Origin of the sequence: Dyella flagellata (assembly GCF_030160275.1) — a bacterium.
GTDB classification, from domain to species: domain Bacteria; phylum Pseudomonadota; class Gammaproteobacteria; order Xanthomonadales; family Rhodanobacteraceae; genus Dyella_B; species Dyella_B flagellata.
The window spans coordinates 15037-32585 of the sequence record NZ_BSOA01000008.1; the positions used below are offsets into that span (position 1 = coordinate 15037).

Genomic DNA, 17549 nt, shown 5'->3' on the forward strand with positions numbered 1-17549 from the left:
GCTGGTCGCAATAGCTCAGCTGATCCATGCGCTTTGTCGGCGTAGGCGCAATCCCAACCATCCCAGGCTTACACCGCGGATCGCCATGAAGGCGAGAAACGTCAGCCACAAGCCGTTGTTGCCGAAACTGCGCGTCAGCCAGGCGAGCAAGGCGAAAAACAAGACGGAGACCAGCATGCCGTCACGCATCTCCCGTGCGCGCGTGGCGCCGATGAACAGCCCATCAAGCAGATAGCTCCACACCGCCACGACCGGCAGCACCGTCAGCCACGGCAAGCAGCCGTACGCGGCTTGGCGCACCTCGGGCAGGTTGGTTTGCAGGTTCACGAACAGGTGGCCGGCGCTGCCGAAGAACAGCGCATAGCCGATGCTGCCGAGCAAGGACCAGCCACCTGCCACGACCAGCGCACGGCGTAGCGCATGACGGTCGCGGGCGCCGATGGCATGGCCGCATAGCGCCTCCACCGCATTGGCCAGACCATCCAGGCCGAAGGCGGTCAGCATCAAACCGTTGAGCAGCAGCGCATTGGCCGCGACGGTGGCATCGCCCAGGCGCGCGCCAAGCAGGGACAGACTGAAGAACACGCCCTCCAGCGCCAAGGTGCGCAGGAAGATGTCGCGGTTGACCCGCAGCAGTGGCAGCCACTGACGCCACTCGCACATGGCCTGCCGATCCACTTGGCCGCCTAGCTCGCGCAGCACCCGTTGCACTTGCCACAAGCCATAAAAGGCGCCACACCATTCGCCCACCACCGACGCCAGCGCAATGCCTGGTACGCCCCAGCCGAACATCGGCACGAACAGCAGGTTGAGCGCGATGTTGACGAGGTTCGTCACCAGCAGCAGGGCGAGTGTGGTGCGCGCGCGCTGCGCGCCGATGAACCAGCCGGCCAGCGAGTAGTTGAGTAGCGCTGCGGGCAAGCCCAATAGACGCAGATGCAGATAATCCAGCGCGCGCCCGGCCATCAGCGGGGTGGAATGCATTTGCGCCACCAGCCATGGCAGCAACGGAACCATCAGCAGCGCCGTCAACACACCCAGTACCGTGGCAAGCAACAACGCCTGTGCCTGTACGGTGCGCAATGCCGAGGCGTCGTTCGCACCCTTGGCCTGCGCGGCAAAGCCGGTAGTGCCCATGCGCAGAAAGCCAAAGCTCCACACCGGCAGGGCATATACGGCACTGCCCACGGTGACCGCACCGAGGTCCTGCGTATGCGGCAGGTGGCCGGCCACGGTGCTATCCACCAGCGCCACCAGGGGCACGGTGAGGTTGGACAGGATCATCGGCGTAGCCAGCGCCCACACCTGCCGGTGCGTCGGGCGATGGCGCCAGGCTTCCATCAGCGTCGTCATGGGGTGTTCGCGGGCGGGAGAGCAGCATTCTGGCGCCGTTTCGGGCGTCCAGCCAGTGCGAGGTGCTACCCTTGCTCCTTTCGATCGTCGGCAAGGGTCGGCGCTCATCCATTCACGCGAGACCATCATGCAGATTGCCGAAAACTCCGTAGCCTCCTTCCATTACACCCTTACCGACGACCAGGGCCAGGTCATCGACAGCTCCGAGGGCCGCGAGCCGCTCACCTATCTGCATGGCAGCGGCCAGATCGTGCCGGGCCTGGAAAAGGCGATGGCCGGCCGCGTGGCCGGCGACCAGTTCAAGATCGATGTGGCGCCCGCCGAAGGCTATGGCGTGCATCATGCGGAACTGGTGCAGGAAGTGCCGCGCGAGGCGTTCCAGGGGGTGGAGGAGATCCAGCCCGGTATGCAGTTTCAGGCGCATGGTCCGCAGGGCGTGGTGCACGTCACCGTTACCCGCGTTGATGGCGAGACCGTGCACATCGACGGCAACCATCCGCTTGCCGGCCAAACCCTGCATTTCGACATCCAGGTGACCGACGTGCGTGCCGCCAGCGAGGAAGAACTCGCGCACGGGCACGTGCACGGTCCGGGCGGCCATCACCACTAAGCGTTACCTGTTGGCCGCCGGCCTTGGCCGGCGGCGAGGGAAGCCACATGCAGGGACGCTTGCGTATCGCCATTGTCGGTTACGGTACGGCCGGTCAGGCAGCTGCGCTCATGCTGCATGCGCAGGGCCACGAGCTGACCGTCTTCGAGCAGGCTCCGGCGCTGCGGCCAATCGGCGCCGGCTTCCTGTTGCAGCCCACCGGCTTTGGCGTTCTCGTCGGTCTGGGCTTGCACGAAGCTGCGCTCGAACAGGGACAAGTCATCGAGCGCCTGCATGGCTGCAACCATCGCGGCCGCATGGTGATGGACATGCGTTATGGCGAGCACGCCGCGGGCTGTTTCGGCGTAGGCATGACGCGAGGCGGCCTGTTCACTCTATTGCGCGATGCGTATCCGCAAGCGGATCGCGTCCTGGCCGGTGTCTGTATCGAGCAGCTCGCCGACGACGGGCGCTGTCTGCTTGACGATAAAGGCGAGCGTCATGGCCCGTTCGACCTGATCGTTTCGGCCGATGGTGCCCATTCGCGCCTGCGCCGTTGCGTGCCGCGCCTTGCACAACGTGAAAGCATGTATCCATGGGGCGCGCTGTGGTGCCTGCTGCGCGGAGACGATTGGCCACATTCCCGTGAACTGCGGCAACGCTATGCCGGCACGCGCGAGATGATCGGGATGCTGCCGGTGGGCCGGCGTGTGGATCATCCAGGTCGCTGGCTCACCTTCTACTTCAGCTTGCCGGGCGACCAGGTGGATGCGTTCGACGAGCATGGCTTCGATCGCATGCGCAAGCGCGTCGCGGCCATTTGGCCCGAGGCGGCGCAATGCTTGCAGGGAGTCGACTCGCCAGGGCAGCTCAATCGGGCCCGCTATCGCGACGTCGTGATGCGCGTGCCGGTGCATGGCCGCATGGTATTGCTGGGCGATGCCGCGCACGCGATGAGTCCGCAACTCGGACAGGGCGTGAACATGGCATTGCTGGATGCCGAGGCACTGGCGCAGGCACTTGCCGCGAGTTCCAGCGTGGACGAAGCGTTGCAAACCTATGCGCGCAACCGGCGTGCGCATTTGGCGGTCTATCAACGGCTGAGCCGGTGGTTGACGCCCTTGTTTCAATCCGAGCGCAAGGCGCTGGCCGTCTTGCGTGACCTCGGATTCGGTCCGTTGAGCCGTTTGCCGTTGGCGCGTGGCCAGATGCTGAAGATTCTTACCGGGACCAAGGCTGGGTGGTGGCGCTGAGGCGGCTGGGATGGCAATCCCAGCGTCGAGATGCTGCGTAGGAAGCCGGCCTTCTAGTACCAGTCCAGCACCGAAACCCCCGCGCCCAGGTAGGTGGCGTTGTGGTTGTAGTCCAGAATGTTCTCGCCATAACCCTTGAACAGCTCCATGTAGCCGCGCAGGCCGCCGGCCAGCGGAAAACTCCAGGTAAAGCGCCCGGCGCCGTGTTGCAGGCTGCCGCCGCGCAGCGAGTCGCGCAGCATCAGGGTGAATTCCTGGCCATGCCACTCGTGGATGATCATCATGTCGGCGCGGCCCATGTAATTGCTGATATCCGGGTTGTCGTTATCCTTGGCCTGTTCGGGAATGCGCCACCAAGGGCGGATCACGATCGACCAGTTCGGGCGCTCGAAACCGACCTGTGCCATCACCCGATTCCAACTGCGTGACTGCGGGTCGGATTGTCCGTTGGACTGGTGAATGAGGCCGATGCCAAGCAGCCGGCCATGCCAGCCGAACAGGTGGTAGTCGGTGTTGAACACCAGCATCGCCTCGGGCTCGTAGTCGGTCTCGCGGAACGGACTGGAGTGCTTGGTGTTGTAAACCTGCCAGTAGGAATCCTGCGTGTAACCGAACCAAAGGTCTCCGGCGGCGCCGAACACGCCCTGCCAGATCTTGGTTTTCACGCTCAGCTGGAACTTGCCCTCGATATTCTGCATGCCCAGCGGCGTATGCACTGCATTGTTGGGATTCGGGCTATAGGGAAGATTGTTCTGATGCGTGGTGGCAAACACCGGCAGCACGTAGATCGGCTGGTAGCCGCGCAAGTTGAAGGTGCCCAGCTTGCTTTCGGGGGAAAGTTCCCAACGGCTGTCCAGCAGCGAAAGCTGCGCGGACGCGCTTTCGGATACAGCCGTTTCATGTTCGTGGTGCAACCCGGCGGACTCGGGCAACGTGGACGGCCCTGTGTACGTTTGCGCAGCTGGTACCGCTACCCGGTTGCTTCCCGCCGCGCGGTCATAGCAGGCAAGTCGTTGTGCGTCGCTCCTGATGCCGGAACATGCCTTGAAGTCGGCGGGATCGACGTTTTGCGCGCGTAAAGGTAATACCGCAAGGCCGGCGCTCACGCTGACCAGCAAGAAGCCGGGCCAAGTTTTCATGCTTGCTCCCCGAGGCGCTACTCCTGGCGAGTCTAGCCGTCAGCACGTGCAGCAAAAAAGGCCGGCCGTCACAGGACGGCCGGCTTAGATCGAACAGAAAGCGAGCGTTTCGCTCAGTTGAGATTTTTCACCCAGCGCTCGTATTGAGCCTTGGTGATGCGGTCCCCGTTGTGGGAGGCGTAGAGAAAATCGTTGGCCAGCGGCGGGTACGCGTCGGCGTCTTGCTTGCTGATGTATTTCTTGCCGTTGGCCAGTTGTTCGAACGCGGGCGGCGAAGCGGCGGACGGTGTCGAACCCATGGTGGAGTTGACCTGCACCTGACCCTGCGCCGTGCTGTAGGTGGCGCTGTTGGCGCCGGTGCTACCGGCATGGACGGTGCTTTGGGTCGGCGAGGTTGCCGTCGTGCCCTGGGTGGGTGGCGTGGCCTGCTGCATCGGCTGGCTTTGCGTTTGTGCCGATGCGACACCTGCGATAAGCAGACCTGTAGCGAAAATGGAAGTGCGGAGAGTGGGGATACGTTTTTTCATCGGGTAGCTCCATGCAACGCTTGCGCGAGCCGTTGTCGGTAACCACGAAGCGTGGTGCATACGGCCCGCCCAGCTTGGTATCCACATTAACAATATGGCCGTAAATAGCAGCAGAATAGGGCCGTATCCATTGCGTGAAGGCGGGCGTCATTGAGCGAACTTTCTTTGCCTGAGAGGGTCATAGCACTCTCACAAGCTCGTGCTTTGCAGTTGGCCGCGCAAGGATTGCTGCAGGCACCCAAGCGTCGCGCCAGTCGTGACGATGTGGTCGCTGCGATCCAGCGCATGCGTCTGCTGCAAATCGACAGCATTCATGTCGTCGCGCGCAGCCCTTACCTGGTGCTGTATGCGCGGCTTGGAAACTATCCGCAGGCTTGGCTGGAAGAAGCGCTGGAAGCGGGCCGCATCGCTGAATGTTGGGCGCACGAAGCGTGTTTCGTCAGCGCCGCCGAACTCGGCTTGCACCGTGCGTGGCGCGCCCAGGCGCAAAGCAATCATTGGGCGGACAAGCACGCGGCGCGCGCACGCGATGCCAATCTCAAGGAGATGCATGCCTTGCTCGAACGCGTACGTGTATCCGGGGCGGTACGCGCTTCGGATTTCGAGCGCGCCGAGCGCGCTGCTTCGGGCTGGTGGGAATGGAAGCCGGAAAAGCGCTGGCTCGAAGCGTGGTTCGCCTCTGGCGAGTTGATGGTGACGCGACGCGAGCGCTTTCAGCGCGTTTACGATCTGGCCGAGCGCGTGCTTGCCAAGCTCGACCCGCCGTTCGACAGCGCGTTGCTGACACGGAGCACTATCGAGTTGCGGCGGCATTTCATCCTCGACAGCGTGCGCGCGCTGGGTATTACGCAGGCGCGCTGGATTGCCGATTACTTCCGGCTCAAACCGGCCGTGGACGAGCGGGAACTTGCCCCCCTGTTGGCTTCCGGGGAACTGCTGAGAGTGCAGGTGGCCGGCTGGGACAGCGCCGCCTATGTGCATCGCGATCATGCTGCGTGGCTAGATAGCGCTTGCGCGGGGCGCCTGCGGGCGACGCATACGGCGCTGCTCTCGCCATTCGATCCGCTGGTATGGGATCGGGCGCGCGTGCGCGCGATGTTCGATTTCGACTACACCATCGAGTGCTATGTACCGGCCGCCAAGCGGCGCTACGGCTATTACGTGCTACCGATCCTACATCGCGGGCGATTGATCGGCCGCCTCGATGCCAAGGCGCACCGGGCCGAAGGCTTATTCGAGATCAAGGCGCTGTTTTTCGAAGAGGGCGTCGAATCCAGCGAGCGTACGCTGAAGGAAGTGGCGGAGGCGATTGTTTCCATCGCGGCCTGGCACGGCACACCCGATATTCGACTCGGGCGATGCCGGCCTGCGGCGTTGGCAGCTGCGCTACGCGCCCATTGGCGACATAAGGCGTCAGCGTGATGCGGCGTTCTGCGATGTACAGGTGCGGCCTTGCAACGCATCGTGCATCTGCTGGGCAAGTCCCATGCAGCGGTTGGCTAGATAAGGACGCACGCTGGGGTCGTTGGCTTGCTGCAGCAAGGTATCGCGTATCGCCTGGTAGTGCGTTTGCAGGGCATCCGCGGGATAGGTGCCGGCGGCGCGATGGCAGGCGAGGTAGCTGCTAAGGTAGCTGTCGCAGGCCGGGATGCCGGTAACGGCCTCGGCATTGGCCCCGAGATTGGCTGTTTGCGGCTTTTTCACCCCCTGGCTGCAGCCGGCCAGCAGCAATCCGAGCGCAGCGACCGCGGCCAGGCCGAGGTCGGTAAAACCGCGGAAAATCACCGTATTACGCTGTTTCATGGTGCATCATCACAAAGTCATCACAGGTCCGGGTGAGCCTAAGCATACCGCCTGGGCGCATGCTTGCTGAACGAGTATTCGCCAGGAGCGGCTATTACAGGTATAATGCCCTCACTGAGTTTGCCTTAGGTCACCAGAGTCATGTGACCCGATGCAGCCGATCACGATCTGCCTCATCGCTCACCCCTTGGGTTTTCCTTAGCACACCAGTAAGCAGACTGCCGCGCGCGGTGGTCGAGTCTCTTTGTTTGAAAACTTGAGTTTTGGAGTGAGCAACATGTCTGATCGTCAGATCGGTACCGTCAAATGGTTCAACGATGCCAAGGGTTTCGGCTTCATCAGCCGCGACAATGGCCCGGATGTTTTCGTGCATTTCCGCGCGATCCAGGGCAACGGCTTCAAGAGCCTGCAGGAAGGCCAGAAGGTCAGCTTCAAGGTAGTGCAGGGCCAGAAGGGTCTGCAGGCCGATGAAGTGGTTCCGGCCTAATCATCGATATAGATCGATGCAAAAAAAAGCCGGGCGGAATGCCCGGCTTTTTTTATTGCCGAAAATAAAGTAGCGATTATCAAATGTGATTGAGCGCGTGAATTTTCCATCACATTTTGATTCACGGAAATCACTATGCTGTGCCTGCTGGCTGGCCGGCTAATGCGTGCTCGCAAATGGTTTTGCACCGGGCGCACGATGGGTCTTCGGCATGCCCAGTAGCCGCAGCTCGGGTGGGCGGCGGTTTTCCAAAGTGAGCGCTAGAACGGATGGGGTAAGTCATGTCGGATCAGGAAGCAACTGGCACAGTCAAGTGGTTTAACGACGCCAAGGGATATGGGTTTATCAGCAGCGATAAGGGCGGTGACCTGTTTGTGCACTTCAAGTCCATCAAGGGCAACGGTTTTCGTTCGCTCAAGGAAGGCCAGAAGGTCAAGTTCCAGGTGAAACAGGGACCCAAGGGCCTGCAGGCGGAAGAAGTCGAAGCGGTCTAAAGTCCTAAGGATTAACGAGAGGTGAAAAAGCCAGGCTTATTGCCTGGCTTTTTCGTTTTATTCGCGATTTTTGCGTGAATTTTCCATCACATTTTAATTCACGGAAGTGCTTAAGCTGTATTCACTGCGGTGCTTGATCCGCGTGCTTGCACTCGATCTAAAGCATTCCAGTAAGCCGCCGGCTCGGGTGGGTCGGCTGGTCTGAAGAACTAAGTCGTTGCTCGCCAATGGAGTGATTTATGTCGGAACGTGAGAGTGGCACCGTGAAATGGTTCAATGACGCCAAGGGTTTTGGCTTCATCAGCCGCACCAACGGCCCGGATGTGTTCGTGCATTTCCGTGCGATCCAGGGGGATGGCTTCAGGAGTTTGAAGGAAGGCGAAAAAGTCGTCTTCGACGTGGTGCAGGGGCAAAAGGGATTGCAGGCAGACAAAGTATGCAGGGCATGAGTCCTTGACACCTTGACTGAAGGCCGGCCCAGGTGCCGGCCTTTTTGCTTTTGTGCCGGGTAAGCTGTGGCGATGTCAGCCTCTCTTGAAGCCGCTCCCATCCACTCCGTCGCCACCTTTGTCGTAGCGGTTACCTCAACCGACGGCGCGCATAGTGAACTGATCTGCGTACAGCCCGTCGAGCATGTGCAGCAGTGGATCTATTGGCTACCCGCTCTGGGCGTGGCGGCGAAGCACTACCTGCCTTTGGCTGAAGCATTTGCCGCGCGTGGCGTTGCCGTCGCCTTGCATGAGTGGCGAGGCCTTGGTTCCAGCGATCGCCGCGCAAGCCGCGGCAGTGACTGGGGCTATCGCCAAATACTGGAGATGGATTTGGCAGCGGGCGTGCACGAAGCGCGAATGCGCTGGCCGCAGGCGAAACCATGGATCGGTGGCCACAGCCTCGGCGGACAGCTGGCCTGCCTCTACGCCAGCCTGCATCCGCATGACTTCGCGGGCATCTTGTTGGCGGCGAGCGGTTCTCCTTATTGGCGCAACTTTGCGTATGCGCCGCTGATTTTTGCAGCCCTTGTTGCCGCGGGACCGCTGTCGCAGCTGCTCGGCTATCTGCCAGGACGTCGGATCGGTTTTGGCGGTAACGAAGCACGTGGAGTGATTGCGGATTGGTCGCGCAGCGGCCGCAGCGGGCGTTACGCCGCGAGCAGCATGGGAGTGGATTTCGAACAGCAGCTGGCAGCACTGCAGATGCCGGTGTTGGCATTGCAAATGCGCGACGACTGGCTTGCACCATCACGTTCGCTGGCGTGGCTGCTGGACAAGATGCCTCAAGCGGCGAAACGCACCGCCATCATCGGGCCCGACCAGCTCGCAGGGCTGCCCGCGGACCATTTCAGCTGGATGAAAATGCCGGCAAGTGTCGTTGCCAAGTGGGCAACGTGGATGAATGGCGATGGCCATACTTGATCGTGCTGCGATCGCCGCCATGTTCGCAGCTTCGTTCTAGCAAGGCGCTGCCGCGATGAAGCTGTTCGAGCCGTATATTCAACGTAGCCAGACTTTGCGCAATCGCATTGTGGTATCGCCGATGTGCCAGTACTCCGCGCAGGATGGCGTACCCGATGCGTGGCATATGGTGCACCTGGGCAGCCGTGCCGTTGGTGGCGCCGGAGCGGTCATCGCCGAAGCCACCGCGATCTCGCCGGAAGGGCGTATTTCCGGCCATGACACCGGCATCTGGAACGAGGCGCAACTCGAAGCCTGGCGTCCGATTGCCGCGTTCCTGGCCGAACACGGTGCGGTTCCCGGCGTGCAGCTGGCGCACGCCGGTCGCAAGGCGAGCGCCTGGCGTCCGTGGGAAGGCGGTGGCTCCTTACCCGCGGACCATTGCGCATGGCCAACGGTGGCGCCCTCGGCGATTGCGTTCGACGCGGATTGGCAGGTGCCGCAGGCGCTGGACATCGAAGGCATCCGCAAGCTGGTTGCCGATTTCCGAGCCGCGGCGGTGCGTGCAAAAGAGGCTGGTTTCAAGCTGATCGAACTGCACGGCGCACACGGCTATCTGCTGCATCAGTTCATGTCGCCGCTCAGCAATCACCGCACGGATGAATATGGCGGCAGCTTCGAGAACCGCACGCGCCTGCTGCGTGAGGTCATTGCCGCCGTACGCGAAGTATGGCCGGACAGCCTGCCGCTGTGGCTGCGCGTTTCGGCTACCGACTGGGCCGATCATGGCTGGAACATCGACGACAGCGTACGCCTGGCAAGCCAGCTGTCCGAACTTGGCGTAGATCTGGTCGACGTCTCCAGCGGCGGCCTGGTGCCGCATGTAAAGATTCCGCTCGGTCCGGGATACCAGGTGCCGTTTGCGGCGCGGATCCGGCAGGAAGCGTCCATCGCCACCGGCGCGGTAGGCCTGATTACCGAGCCCGGGCAGGCCGATGGCATCATCGCCGGCGGTGCCGCCGACCTGGTGCTGATCGCCCGCGCCAGCTTGCGCGATCCCTATTTTCCGCGTCGTGCCGCGCAGGAACTGGGTGCAACGATCACGCCGCCGGCGCAATATCAGCGCGCCTGGTAAAGGAGTCCGATGTGTCGCCCCTGCCGACCCTGATCGACAAAAGCCGCCTGCACGACCTGGGCGACGGCTTTGTCGTCCGCCGCATGCTGCCGGTGCTCAGCACGCGCCATCTTGGTCCTTTCGTGTTCTACGACCACATGGGGCCGGCGGATTTCATGCCCGGCAAAGGCATCGACGTGCGCCCGCATCCGCATATCGGCCTGGCCACGGTCACCTGGCTGTTCGAGGGCAGCATTCGTCACCGCGACAGCCTTGGCAGCCTGGCCGACATCATGCCCGGCGCGGTGAACTGGATGACCGCCGGCCGTGGTATCACCCATTCGGAGCGTACGCCGCCGGAAGCGCGCCGCAGCGGCCAGCGCATGCACGGTATCCAGGTGTGGGTGGCATTGCCGCGTGCCTATGAAGAAGTGGAACCGGAATTTCATCATCACGACGCGGAAAGCCTGCCGCGCGTTCGTCAGCCTGGGGTGGAGCTGGTACTGATTGCAGGTACCGCTTATGGCAATACTTCGCCGGTGAAAGTGTTCGCGCCGATGTTCTTTATCCAGGCCCAGCTGGAGGCCGGGGCGGAACTGGCGCTGCCGGACGAACATGCCGAGCGTGGCGTGCATGTGATCGAGGGTGAAGTCAGCTGGGGCGAGCTTGCCCTTGGCTCCGGGCAGATGGCCGTGCAGGCCGGTGCAACGGCCCCCAAGCTGCGGGCGAACCAGGCCAGCCGCTTGATGCTGTTTGGCGGAGCGCCGCTGGATGGCGAACGGCATCTGTGGTGGAACTTCGTATCCAGCTCGCGCGAGCGCATCGAGCAGGCCAAGGCGGACTGGGCCGCCCAAGCTTTCGCCAAGGTGGTGGGGGACGAGGAAGAATTCATCCCATTGCCGGAGTAACAACGCCGTGGAGAACGCTCATGTCCGCTTTCGCCAGCTTTCGTGATTTCTATCCCTACTACCTCAGCGAGCACCGGGATCGGCGTTGCCGCCGCCTGCATTTCATCGGCAGTTCGCTGGTCTTGCTGATACTCGGGTACGCGCTGGTGTCCGGCCGGCTGGCATGGCTGTGGTCGGTGCCGGTAGTCGGCTACGGGTTTGCCTGGGTCGGCCATTTCGCCTTCGAGAAAAACCGGCCGGCTACCTTTCGCCATCCCCTTTACAGCCTGATGGGCGACTGGGTGATGTATTGGGAAGTCTGGCGCGGCAGGGTGAAGATTTGATGGGGCGTTGATGGCCCGATAATGAAAGCGGCCACATACGGTACCCATCACAGGTCATCCATGCCGCAAGTCACGTTCGCAAGCTTTTTCGGCTGAATGTGCACTAACCTGTCATATACGCCATACAACCGGTCAATGGTACGCGCGTTACATTGCTTGCCCTCAGCCAGGCTCGGCCGCGGATTGTCAGTGCATGAACGACACCACTACTCCTGCGATGCACACGGATGCACTGTACCGCCGTCATGCATGGGATGGCCGTGCGGCATCGGCGGCGCATGCAAGCCGGATCTGGTTGCTGGCCATCGTGATGCTTGGCCTGGCGGCGCGGCTGTTTCGCATCGACCACCAGTCGCTGTGGCTTGACGAAGCCTTGACGCTGCAGCGCATTCACCTGGACCTGTCCGGGCTGGTTGCCGACAGCTTCACCAACCGGCACATGCCGACCTATTTCCTGCTGTTGCGGCTGTTGTCCTTTTTCTTTGGTGCGGGCGATGCGTGGCTACGCATTCCGTCCGCGCTGTTCGGTGCGATGTCGGCAGGTATGGTGTACGTAACGGCCTCACGTATCGGTAGCCGTAACGCGGGCATCATCGCTGGATTGTTGATGGCGCTGTCGCCGTTGCAAGTCCAGTACGGTCAGGAGGCGCGCTCATACACCTTGGTCATCTTCTTGATCATGGTGGCCCTGTGGGGCTTGTTGCGCCTTGCACGACATCCGCTGCGCGCAGCGGTTGATGTACGTGGCGCCGACGCCGAACGGATGGGGTGGGGCGCGTACGTAGGTGGCACCATCGCCGCGCTGGACGTGCTGGGCGATGCAGTGCCGTGGCTGATCGCAGCGAACCTTTCCTTGTGGCTGATCTGGCGCAGCCTTGCTCCTTCATCACAAACGCGTAACGCGTTCGGCCGCAACTGGCTTTGGAGCACCGTGATGATCGGGGTGTGCACGCTGCCGTTCTACGTAGCGATTTTCGCGGCGAGCGATGGCCATATGTTGCAGAAGTTCGACTGGATTCCCGAGCTGAGCTGGCAGCACATGTGGGTGGTGGCAGGCAGTGTCTATCTGATGCGCATGCTGGCGGTGGTCAAGTTCGACCTGATGCATACCGCCGTGCCCTTGCTGGGCCTGATGGTGGCGCTGGCCGGATGCGCCGGCGTGATCCGTACGCATCGAAGGCTCGAAGGACGCGTGCTGTTGCTGAGCGTATTGGTACTACCGTTGCTGATCCTGGGTGTTTCGCTGTTCAAGTCCATGCTGTTGCCACGCTACGTGCTGTGGAGCGCGGCGCCATTCTTCGTGCTGGCTGGCTTGGGTGCGGACCTGCTGCCGCGCCGTGCGCTGGCGATGGCCGCCACACTGTTGTTCCTGTTGGGTGCGGTGAACCTGGGGCCGGTCTATCGGATAGAAACCAAGCCGCGTTGGGACATGGCAGCGGCGACGCTGGCGGCCAACGTACGCCCGGGCGATACCGTGTTCACCGCCGATCCGAACGCGCCGACCATGCTCTCGATGCTGAAACCGAAAGGCGAGCTGCCGCTGGACGCCACCGCGCTGGTGACCTCACAGCTCGATGAAGCCTTGGCACGCTGGCGGCAAGGCAGCCGCGTGTGGGCGGTGAACGGACGCTCGGCGCTGGGTCAGCGCGAAGACCTGACGGATTTCAAAAATCGCATCGCAGCGCTGGGTACGCCTGCGGTGGAGATCCCCGAGGGCAAGGAAATCACCATCCTGATGTTCCCCGCGCCTGACGAAGAAGCAGAACCGAACTAGTTAGGGCAAGCATAGGCTGGGATTGGCATCCCAGCCTAGCTTTCAGCGGTATTGCTGGTGGCATTCGTGGCAAGTCTGGTCCACCGGCTTGAGCGCCGCGGCGAGTGCCGGGCAATCTGCGGGAGCCGACTGAGCGGCCGTCTGCAGGGCGGAATGCAATTTGCCGGACAGATCCTTGAAGGGCTGCGGCGCATCCGGAAAGGCGGCCGGGATGTCCGCAGCGATCATCTGCATGTGCTGCAGTTGGTCGAGATTGGCGGTGGCGTCGCAATGTTGCCCCTTCACCGCCTGCTGCAATTGATGCCGGTGAAAACCCATGGTCACCATCAGTGCCTCCGGGAACGGGTTGCGCTCGCTCAGCGCTCGCATGGTGAACACGGTACCGAGAATGCCGATGGCCAGACCCAGCACGATCAGGAGCGCTGCACGCATTGCCTTACCTCTCCGAAGGACACTAGAGGCCGAGCTTAGCGCAAGATTCTTAGCGATCCCTTGGGCCGGGTAAAATAGGCAGGTCTTCTTAAGCCAGGTACCAACGTGAATCCTTGCGTTCCAGCGATGGCGGCCGGTGGCCGCTCATGAGCCATGAGTATCCCTCTGAGCGCTTCGATGGTGTCGAGCGGCTGTACGGTGCCGGCAGCGTGGCAAAGCTGGCGCATAAACATGTCTGCGTGATTGGCATCGGCGGCGTTGGCTCCTGGGCGGCCGAGGCTTTGGCGCGTACCGGAGTGGGCAGGCTGACGCTGATCGATGCGGATGAAGTTTGCGTCTCCAACACCAACCGTCAGTTGCATGCGCTGGATGGCGAGTATGGCAAGCCCAAGGTGGGCGTGATCGCGGCTCGCGCGCATGCGATCAACCCGGCGATCCGCCTGGAAGCCATCGAGCGTTTTCTCACGCCCGCCACGCTGGATGAATTGCTGGGCCGTGGCTATGACGTCGTGCTGGATGCCTGCGATGCGTTCCGCGTCAAGCTGGAAGCCATCGCCTGGTGCCGCCGCCGCAAGCTGCCGATGGTTACGGTCGGCTCGGCCGGTGGCCGCACCGATCCCACGCAGATTCGCGTGCGCGATCTTTCGCGTACCGAGCATGATGCGATGTTCAGCCTGATCCGAAAGAAGCTTCGCCAGGATTTCGGCTTCCCGCGTAATCCCGATCGCTACTTCGGCGTGTCGGCGGTGTATTCACTGCAAAACGTGCAGTACCCGCAACCGGATGGAACGGTGTGTGGCACCCGCCCACCCGGAGGTGACTCGTTGAACCTCGCCTGCGGAGGCGGCCTGGGCGCCGCCACGCATGTTACCGGTGCGTTCGCGTTTGCGGCGGTAGGGAAGGTGATGGAGAAACTGCTGGAGCGCTGATAGCTGTTCTTGGCCGGGACGTATGTCCATCCCTTCGCATAACCCTCTCCCGTTGGGGGAGGGTTATGCGGTACGGCATTACCAACCCATGTAGTGGCCGCCATTGATCGCCAGGTTTGCACCGGTGATCCAGCTGGCTTCCTGGGTGGTGAAGAAGGCCACCGCATGGGCGATTTCCTCCGGCTTGCCAAGCCGGCCGACGGGAATCTGTGCGACGATCTTCTCGCGCACTTCCTCCGGTACGGCCATCACCATGTCGGTGGCGACGTAGCCGGGCGAGACGGTGTTCACGGTGATGCCGAAGCGCGCATTTTCCTGGGCCAGCGAAATGGTGAAGCCGTGCATGCCGGCTTTCGCAGCCGCGTAGTTGGCTTGGCCGTACTGGCCCTTCTGGCCGTTGATCGAGCTGATCTGCACGATGCGGCCCCACTTGCGCGTGCGCATGTCTTCGATCACCGGACGGGTGACGTTGAAGCAGGCGTTGAGATTGGTGTTCACCACGTCCATCCACTGCTGGTAGGTCATTTTGTGGAACGTGGTATCGCGGGTGATGCCGGCGTTGTTGACCAGGATATCCACCGGACCCAGCTTGTGGTGGATCGCGTCGATCATGCTTTGGCAGGAGCCTGGATCGGATACGTCGCCAAGTACGGTGGTGACTTCGATGCCATCTTGCGCCATGACCTTGCGCCAGGCTTCGGCCTTCGCCTCGTCACGATAGTTTGTGACAACTTTATGTCCCTGTTTGGCCAGGTAGCGCACGATCGCCGTACCAATCCCACCGGTGCCGCCTGTAACCAGAGCCGTACGCTGAGTCATGCCTGTTCTCCTTGGAATGTCTACGTAATGAGTACCGCGCAAGGCGCGCGAACCCTTTGAGGTTATACGCAGACATCACAAAGGCATAGCGGTTCTGGACAGCACGCCACAGCTGCGCATCGGTTCGTTATACAGGGTTAAGGATGCTCTGATCCATGCCGCGTGCCCGGCATAACGTCCAGAAGGCCTGCAGGTGTTTCACGCGGCATGGATCAGAGCATCCTTAAGCCGGGCGATGATCGCTGCATTGCGTCATACGACGCGGTTCGAAATCCGCGAGCGCCGCTTCCAGCAAGGCGGATGGATGGACGGCCGTTTCCGCTGGCGTGATGCCAAGAAACCTGAGCGCACGGTGCAGAGCCGGCAGAGGGCTGGAAGAGTCCACTTCGCGCGCCCGATCGGACTTGGACAATTTGCGGCCTTCGGCATCCAGTACCAGCGGCAGATGCAGGTAACGTGGCGTAGGCAAGCCCAGGCAACGCTGCAGCCAGATCTGCCTGGGCGTGGAATCCTTGAGATCGCTGCCGCGCACCACCTGGGTGATGCCTTGCCAGGCATCGTCCACCACGCACGCCAGCTGGTAGGAGTAGTAGCCCTCCACGCGGCGGATCACGAAGTCGCCCACGTTGTCGCGCAAGCGCTGCTGCTGCGGACCTTGCAGGTCGTCGATGAAGGAGATGGCTTCATCCGCCACCCGGACGCGCCAGGCCGGCGTGCGCTGGGAATCAGGTCGCGCAACGCAGCGACCGTCGCGATGGATGCCGCCCGTCGCGGCCAGATCGCTGCGGCTGCACCAGCAGGGAAACACGAGATCGGCCTTCCGCAGCTGCTCGAAGGCGGCTGCATAGGCGGCAACCCTGGATGACTGATAGATGACCGGCTCGTCCGCTAGCAGGCCGAACGCAGGCAGGGCGCCGAGGATGGCAGCCGCGGAGCCGGCTACCTCGCGGGGCGGATCAATGTCCTCCATGCGTACCAGCCATTGCCCGCCCGCATGGCGTGCGCATAGCCAACTGCCCACGGCGGCGACCAGGGATCCCGCGTGCAGAAGGCCGGTAGGGGAGGGGGCGAAACGTCCGCGATAACTCATCGCGCCATTCTACGTAAGCAGGGTGGAAACTCCGCGCCGCGCCAGCGGTCTTTGCTTAGCCCTTGAAAAACCGGCACTTGGACCGAACCTCGGTGGTCGGATTACCATTGCCCCTTCGGAGTGACATTTAGGGATGACCATGCGCCGCATCGCACTTTTCCTACTCACCAACATTGCTGTCCTGCTGCTGCTGAGCATCGTCTGCCACGTGTTCGGCATCGATCAGTGGGCGGCCGCGCGCGGCTACGGCGGCATGGGCGGCCTGCTCGCCTATGCGGCGGTCTTCGGCATGGGCGGCGCCTTCATCTCGCTGGCCATGTCCAAGTGGATGGCGAAGATGACCACCGGCGCGCGCGTGATCGAGCAGCCGCAGAACGAGGCCGAACGCTGGCTGGTCGACACAGTGCGCCATCACGCGCAGAGCGCCGGCATCGGTATGCCCGAAGTGGCGGTCTACGATGCGCCGGAAATGAACGCCTTCGCCACCGGCATGAGCAGGAATCATGCACTGGTGGCAGTCAGCACCGGCCTGTTGCAGCAGATGGACCGCCAGCAGGTGGCCGCCGTGCTCGGACATGAGATCGGCCACGTGGCCAATGGCGACATGGTCACCCTTACCTTGATCCAGGGCGTGCTCAACACGCTGGTGATCGTGGCCGCGCGCATCGTCGGCCGTCTGGTAGACAGCTGGCTTTCCGGTGGCCGCGAGCGTGAAGGCACCGGCATCGGTTATTTCGTGTCGGTGATCGTGCTGCAGCTGGTGTTCGGCTTGTTCGCCTCGATGATCGTGATGGCGTTCTCGCGCTGGCGCGAATTCCGGGCCGATGCCGCCGGCGCCAAACTGGCCGGTCGCGGCGCGATGGTCTCCGCGCTGCAGCGCCTGCAGCTCAACCATGGCGAAAGCAGCTTGCCCAAGGCGATGGCCGCCTTCGGCATATCCGGTCCGCTGGCGCAGGGCCTGCAGCGCCTGTTCATGAGCCACCCGCCGCTGGAAGAACGCATCGCGGCGTTGCAGAAGCAGATGTGATGTCTTGCGCCCCCCTGTTGCAGGGAGGGCGCTCGTTTTTCCGCTCCCTTTTGGGGAGGAGCAGATAAACCTGTTTTCTCTCCGGAACGACCGGGCG

20 protein-coding genes are annotated in these 17549 nt (G+C 62.4%); 13 read left to right on the forward strand and 7 right to left on the reverse strand.

The genetic code is table 11. From position 1 onward, the window contains the following. Positions 1-15 precede the first annotated feature (15 nt). Positions 16-1353 (reverse strand): MATE family efflux transporter, encoded by a 1338-nt coding sequence (locus QQJ96_RS05820; RefSeq protein WP_284331027.1) that lies wholly within the window; start codon positions 1351-1353, stop codon positions 16-18. A gap of 127 nt (positions 1354-1480) precedes the next feature. On the opposite strand from QQJ96_RS05820, the gene QQJ96_RS05825 reads away from it, so the two are divergent. Next, a complete protein-coding gene (locus QQJ96_RS05825; RefSeq protein ID WP_284331028.1) occupies positions 1481-1963 on the forward strand; it encodes an FKBP-type peptidyl-prolyl cis-trans isomerase in 483 nt (160 codons plus the stop codon). A 47-nt stretch (positions 1964-2010) separates the two neighbouring features. Beyond that, positions 2011-3195 (forward strand): FAD-dependent oxidoreductase, encoded by a 1185-nt coding sequence (locus tag QQJ96_RS05830; protein WP_284331029.1) that lies wholly within the window; start codon positions 2011-2013, stop codon positions 3193-3195. 53 nt (positions 3196-3248) lie between these two features. Here the strand turns inward: QQJ96_RS05830 and QQJ96_RS05835 are convergent, their stop codons facing one another. Both QQJ96_RS05835 and QQJ96_RS05840 read right to left on the reverse strand, forming a co-directional pair. After that, on the reverse strand, positions 3249-4334 hold the full coding sequence (locus QQJ96_RS05835) for a phospholipase A (RefSeq protein WP_284331030.1): 1086 nt from the start codon (positions 4332-4334) through the stop codon (positions 3249-3251). 113 nt (positions 4335-4447) lie between these two features. Next, a complete protein-coding gene (locus QQJ96_RS05840; protein WP_284331031.1) occupies positions 4448-4861 on the reverse strand; it encodes a hypothetical protein in 414 nt (137 codons plus the stop codon). Positions 4862-5011: 150 nt separating this feature from the next. Here QQJ96_RS05840 and QQJ96_RS05845 point away from each other — a divergent pair, with 150 nt between their 5' ends. Beyond that, positions 5012-6283: a winged helix-turn-helix domain-containing protein gene (locus QQJ96_RS05845; RefSeq protein WP_284331032.1), complete on the forward strand. Its 1272-nt coding sequence runs from the start codon at positions 5012-5014 to the stop codon at positions 6281-6283. Here QQJ96_RS05845 and QQJ96_RS05850 read toward each other — a convergent pair. Next, positions 6275-6664 carry a hypothetical protein gene (locus tag QQJ96_RS05850; RefSeq protein WP_284331033.1) on the reverse strand — a complete coding sequence of 130 codons (390 nt, stop codon included), beginning with the start codon at positions 6662-6664 and terminating at the stop codon, positions 6275-6277. The genes QQJ96_RS05845 and QQJ96_RS05850 overlap by 9 nt on opposite strands. A gap of 277 nt (positions 6665-6941) precedes the next feature. Between QQJ96_RS05850 and QQJ96_RS05855 the strand changes: the two genes are divergently transcribed. The 8 genes from QQJ96_RS05855 to QQJ96_RS05890 all read left to right on the forward strand — a co-directional run bounded on the left by QQJ96_RS05855 (position 6942) and on the right by QQJ96_RS05890 (position 13155). After that, complete coding sequence (locus tag QQJ96_RS05855) at positions 6942-7151, forward strand: cold-shock protein (RefSeq protein WP_126671911.1); 210 nt, start codon at positions 6942-6944, stop codon at positions 7149-7151. A 281-nt stretch (positions 7152-7432) separates the two neighbouring features. After that, positions 7433-7645 (forward strand): cold-shock protein, encoded by a 213-nt coding sequence (locus tag QQJ96_RS05860; RefSeq protein ID WP_126686951.1) that lies wholly within the window; start codon positions 7433-7435, stop codon positions 7643-7645. A 239-nt stretch (positions 7646-7884) separates the two neighbouring features. Then, positions 7885-8094, forward strand: coding sequence for a cold-shock protein (locus QQJ96_RS05865; protein ID WP_284331034.1), 210 nt, complete (start codon positions 7885-7887; stop codon positions 8092-8094). A gap of 72 nt (positions 8095-8166) precedes the next feature. Beyond that, positions 8167-9057, forward strand: coding sequence for an alpha/beta hydrolase family protein (locus tag QQJ96_RS05870; protein ID WP_284331035.1), 891 nt, complete (start codon positions 8167-8169; stop codon positions 9055-9057). Positions 9058-9112: 55 nt separating this feature from the next. Continuing rightward, a complete protein-coding gene (locus QQJ96_RS05875; RefSeq protein ID WP_284331036.1) occupies positions 9113-10171 on the forward strand; it encodes an NADH:flavin oxidoreductase/NADH oxidase in 1059 nt (352 codons plus the stop codon). 11 nt (positions 10172-10182) lie between these two features. Continuing rightward, the gene (locus QQJ96_RS05880; protein ID WP_284331037.1) at positions 10183-11058 is read left to right on the forward strand and encodes a pirin family protein; all 876 of its coding nucleotides are present in this window, start codon (positions 10183-10185) and stop codon (positions 11056-11058) included. A 20-nt stretch (positions 11059-11078) separates the two neighbouring features. Then, positions 11079-11381 carry an Mpo1-like protein gene (locus tag QQJ96_RS05885; RefSeq protein WP_284331038.1) on the forward strand — a complete coding sequence of 101 codons (303 nt, stop codon included), beginning with the start codon at positions 11079-11081 and terminating at the stop codon, positions 11379-11381. Between the two features lie 193 nt (positions 11382-11574). Beyond that, on the forward strand, positions 11575-13155 hold the full coding sequence (locus QQJ96_RS05890) for a glycosyltransferase family 39 protein (protein ID WP_284331039.1): 1581 nt from the start codon (positions 11575-11577) through the stop codon (positions 13153-13155). 42 nt (positions 13156-13197) lie between these two features. Here the strand turns inward: QQJ96_RS05890 and QQJ96_RS05895 are convergent, their stop codons facing one another. Beyond that, complete coding sequence (locus QQJ96_RS05895; RefSeq protein WP_284331040.1) at positions 13198-13587, reverse strand: cytochrome C; 390 nt, start codon at positions 13585-13587, stop codon at positions 13198-13200. 146 nt (positions 13588-13733) lie between these two features. Between QQJ96_RS05895 and QQJ96_RS05900 the strand changes: the two genes are divergently transcribed. Next, positions 13734-14516 carry a tRNA threonylcarbamoyladenosine dehydratase gene (locus QQJ96_RS05900; protein WP_284331041.1) on the forward strand — a complete coding sequence of 261 codons (783 nt, stop codon included), beginning with the start codon at positions 13734-13736 and terminating at the stop codon, positions 14514-14516. 78 nt (positions 14517-14594) lie between these two features. On the opposite strand, the gene phbB is transcribed toward QQJ96_RS05900, so the two are convergent. Both phbB and gluQRS read right to left on the reverse strand, forming a co-directional pair. Next, positions 14595-15335: an acetoacetyl-CoA reductase gene (gene phbB / locus QQJ96_RS05905; RefSeq protein ID WP_284331042.1), complete on the reverse strand. Its 741-nt coding sequence runs from the start codon at positions 15333-15335 to the stop codon at positions 14595-14597. Between the two features lie 223 nt (positions 15336-15558). Then, positions 15559-16425, reverse strand: a complete 867-nt coding sequence (gene gluQRS / locus QQJ96_RS05910) for a tRNA glutamyl-Q(34) synthetase GluQRS (protein ID WP_284331043.1) — start codon at positions 16423-16425, stop codon at positions 15559-15561. 139 nt (positions 16426-16564) lie between these two features. Between gluQRS and htpX the strand changes: the two genes are divergently transcribed. Continuing rightward, entirely contained in the window at positions 16565-17452 is an 888-nt protein-coding gene (gene htpX / locus QQJ96_RS05915) for a protease HtpX (RefSeq protein ID WP_284331044.1), read from the forward strand. The last annotated feature ends 97 nt before the right edge of the window (positions 17453-17549 follow it).

Coding starts and splice junctions, on each gene's coding strand:
- QQJ96_RS05820 (WP_284331027.1), bottom strand. CDS start 1,353: ATGACGACGCTGATGGAAGCCTGGCGCCATCGCCCGACGCACCGGCAG.
- QQJ96_RS05825 (WP_284331028.1), top strand. CDS start 1,481: ATGCAGATTGCCGAAAACTCCGTAGCCTCCTTCCATTACACCCTTACC.
- QQJ96_RS05830 (WP_284331029.1), top strand. CDS start 2,011: ATGCAGGGACGCTTGCGTATCGCCATTGTCGGTTACGGTACGGCCGGT.
- QQJ96_RS05835 (WP_284331030.1), bottom strand. CDS start 4,334: ATGAAAACTTGGCCCGGCTTCTTGCTGGTCAGCGTGAGCGCCGGCCTT.
- QQJ96_RS05840 (WP_284331031.1), bottom strand. CDS start 4,861: ATGAAAAAACGTATCCCCACTCTCCGCACTTCCATTTTCGCTACAGGT.
- QQJ96_RS05850 (WP_284331033.1), bottom strand. CDS start 6,664: ATGAAACAGCGTAATACGGTGATTTTCCGCGGTTTTACCGACCTCGGC.
- QQJ96_RS05855 (WP_126671911.1), top strand. CDS start 6,942: ATGTCTGATCGTCAGATCGGTACCGTCAAATGGTTCAACGATGCCAAG.
- QQJ96_RS05860 (WP_126686951.1), top strand. CDS start 7,433: ATGTCGGATCAGGAAGCAACTGGCACAGTCAAGTGGTTTAACGACGCC.
- QQJ96_RS05865 (WP_284331034.1), top strand. CDS start 7,885: ATGTCGGAACGTGAGAGTGGCACCGTGAAATGGTTCAATGACGCCAAG.
- QQJ96_RS05870 (WP_284331035.1), top strand. CDS start 8,167: ATGTCAGCCTCTCTTGAAGCCGCTCCCATCCACTCCGTCGCCACCTTT.
- QQJ96_RS05875 (WP_284331036.1), top strand. CDS start 9,113: ATGAAGCTGTTCGAGCCGTATATTCAACGTAGCCAGACTTTGCGCAAT.
- QQJ96_RS05885 (WP_284331038.1), top strand. CDS start 11,079: ATGTCCGCTTTCGCCAGCTTTCGTGATTTCTATCCCTACTACCTCAGC.
- QQJ96_RS05890 (WP_284331039.1), top strand. CDS start 11,575: ATGAACGACACCACTACTCCTGCGATGCACACGGATGCACTGTACCGC.
- QQJ96_RS05895 (WP_284331040.1), bottom strand. CDS start 13,587: ATGCGTGCAGCGCTCCTGATCGTGCTGGGTCTGGCCATCGGCATTCTC.
- QQJ96_RS05900 (WP_284331041.1), top strand. CDS start 13,734: ATGAGCCATGAGTATCCCTCTGAGCGCTTCGATGGTGTCGAGCGGCTG.
- phbB (WP_284331042.1), bottom strand. CDS start 15,335: ATGACTCAGCGTACGGCTCTGGTTACAGGCGGCACCGGTGGGATTGGT.
- gluQRS (WP_284331043.1), bottom strand. CDS start 16,425: ATGAGTTATCGCGGACGTTTCGCCCCCTCCCCTACCGGCCTTCTGCAC.
- htpX (WP_284331044.1), top strand. CDS start 16,565: ATGCGCCGCATCGCACTTTTCCTACTCACCAACATTGCTGTCCTGCTG.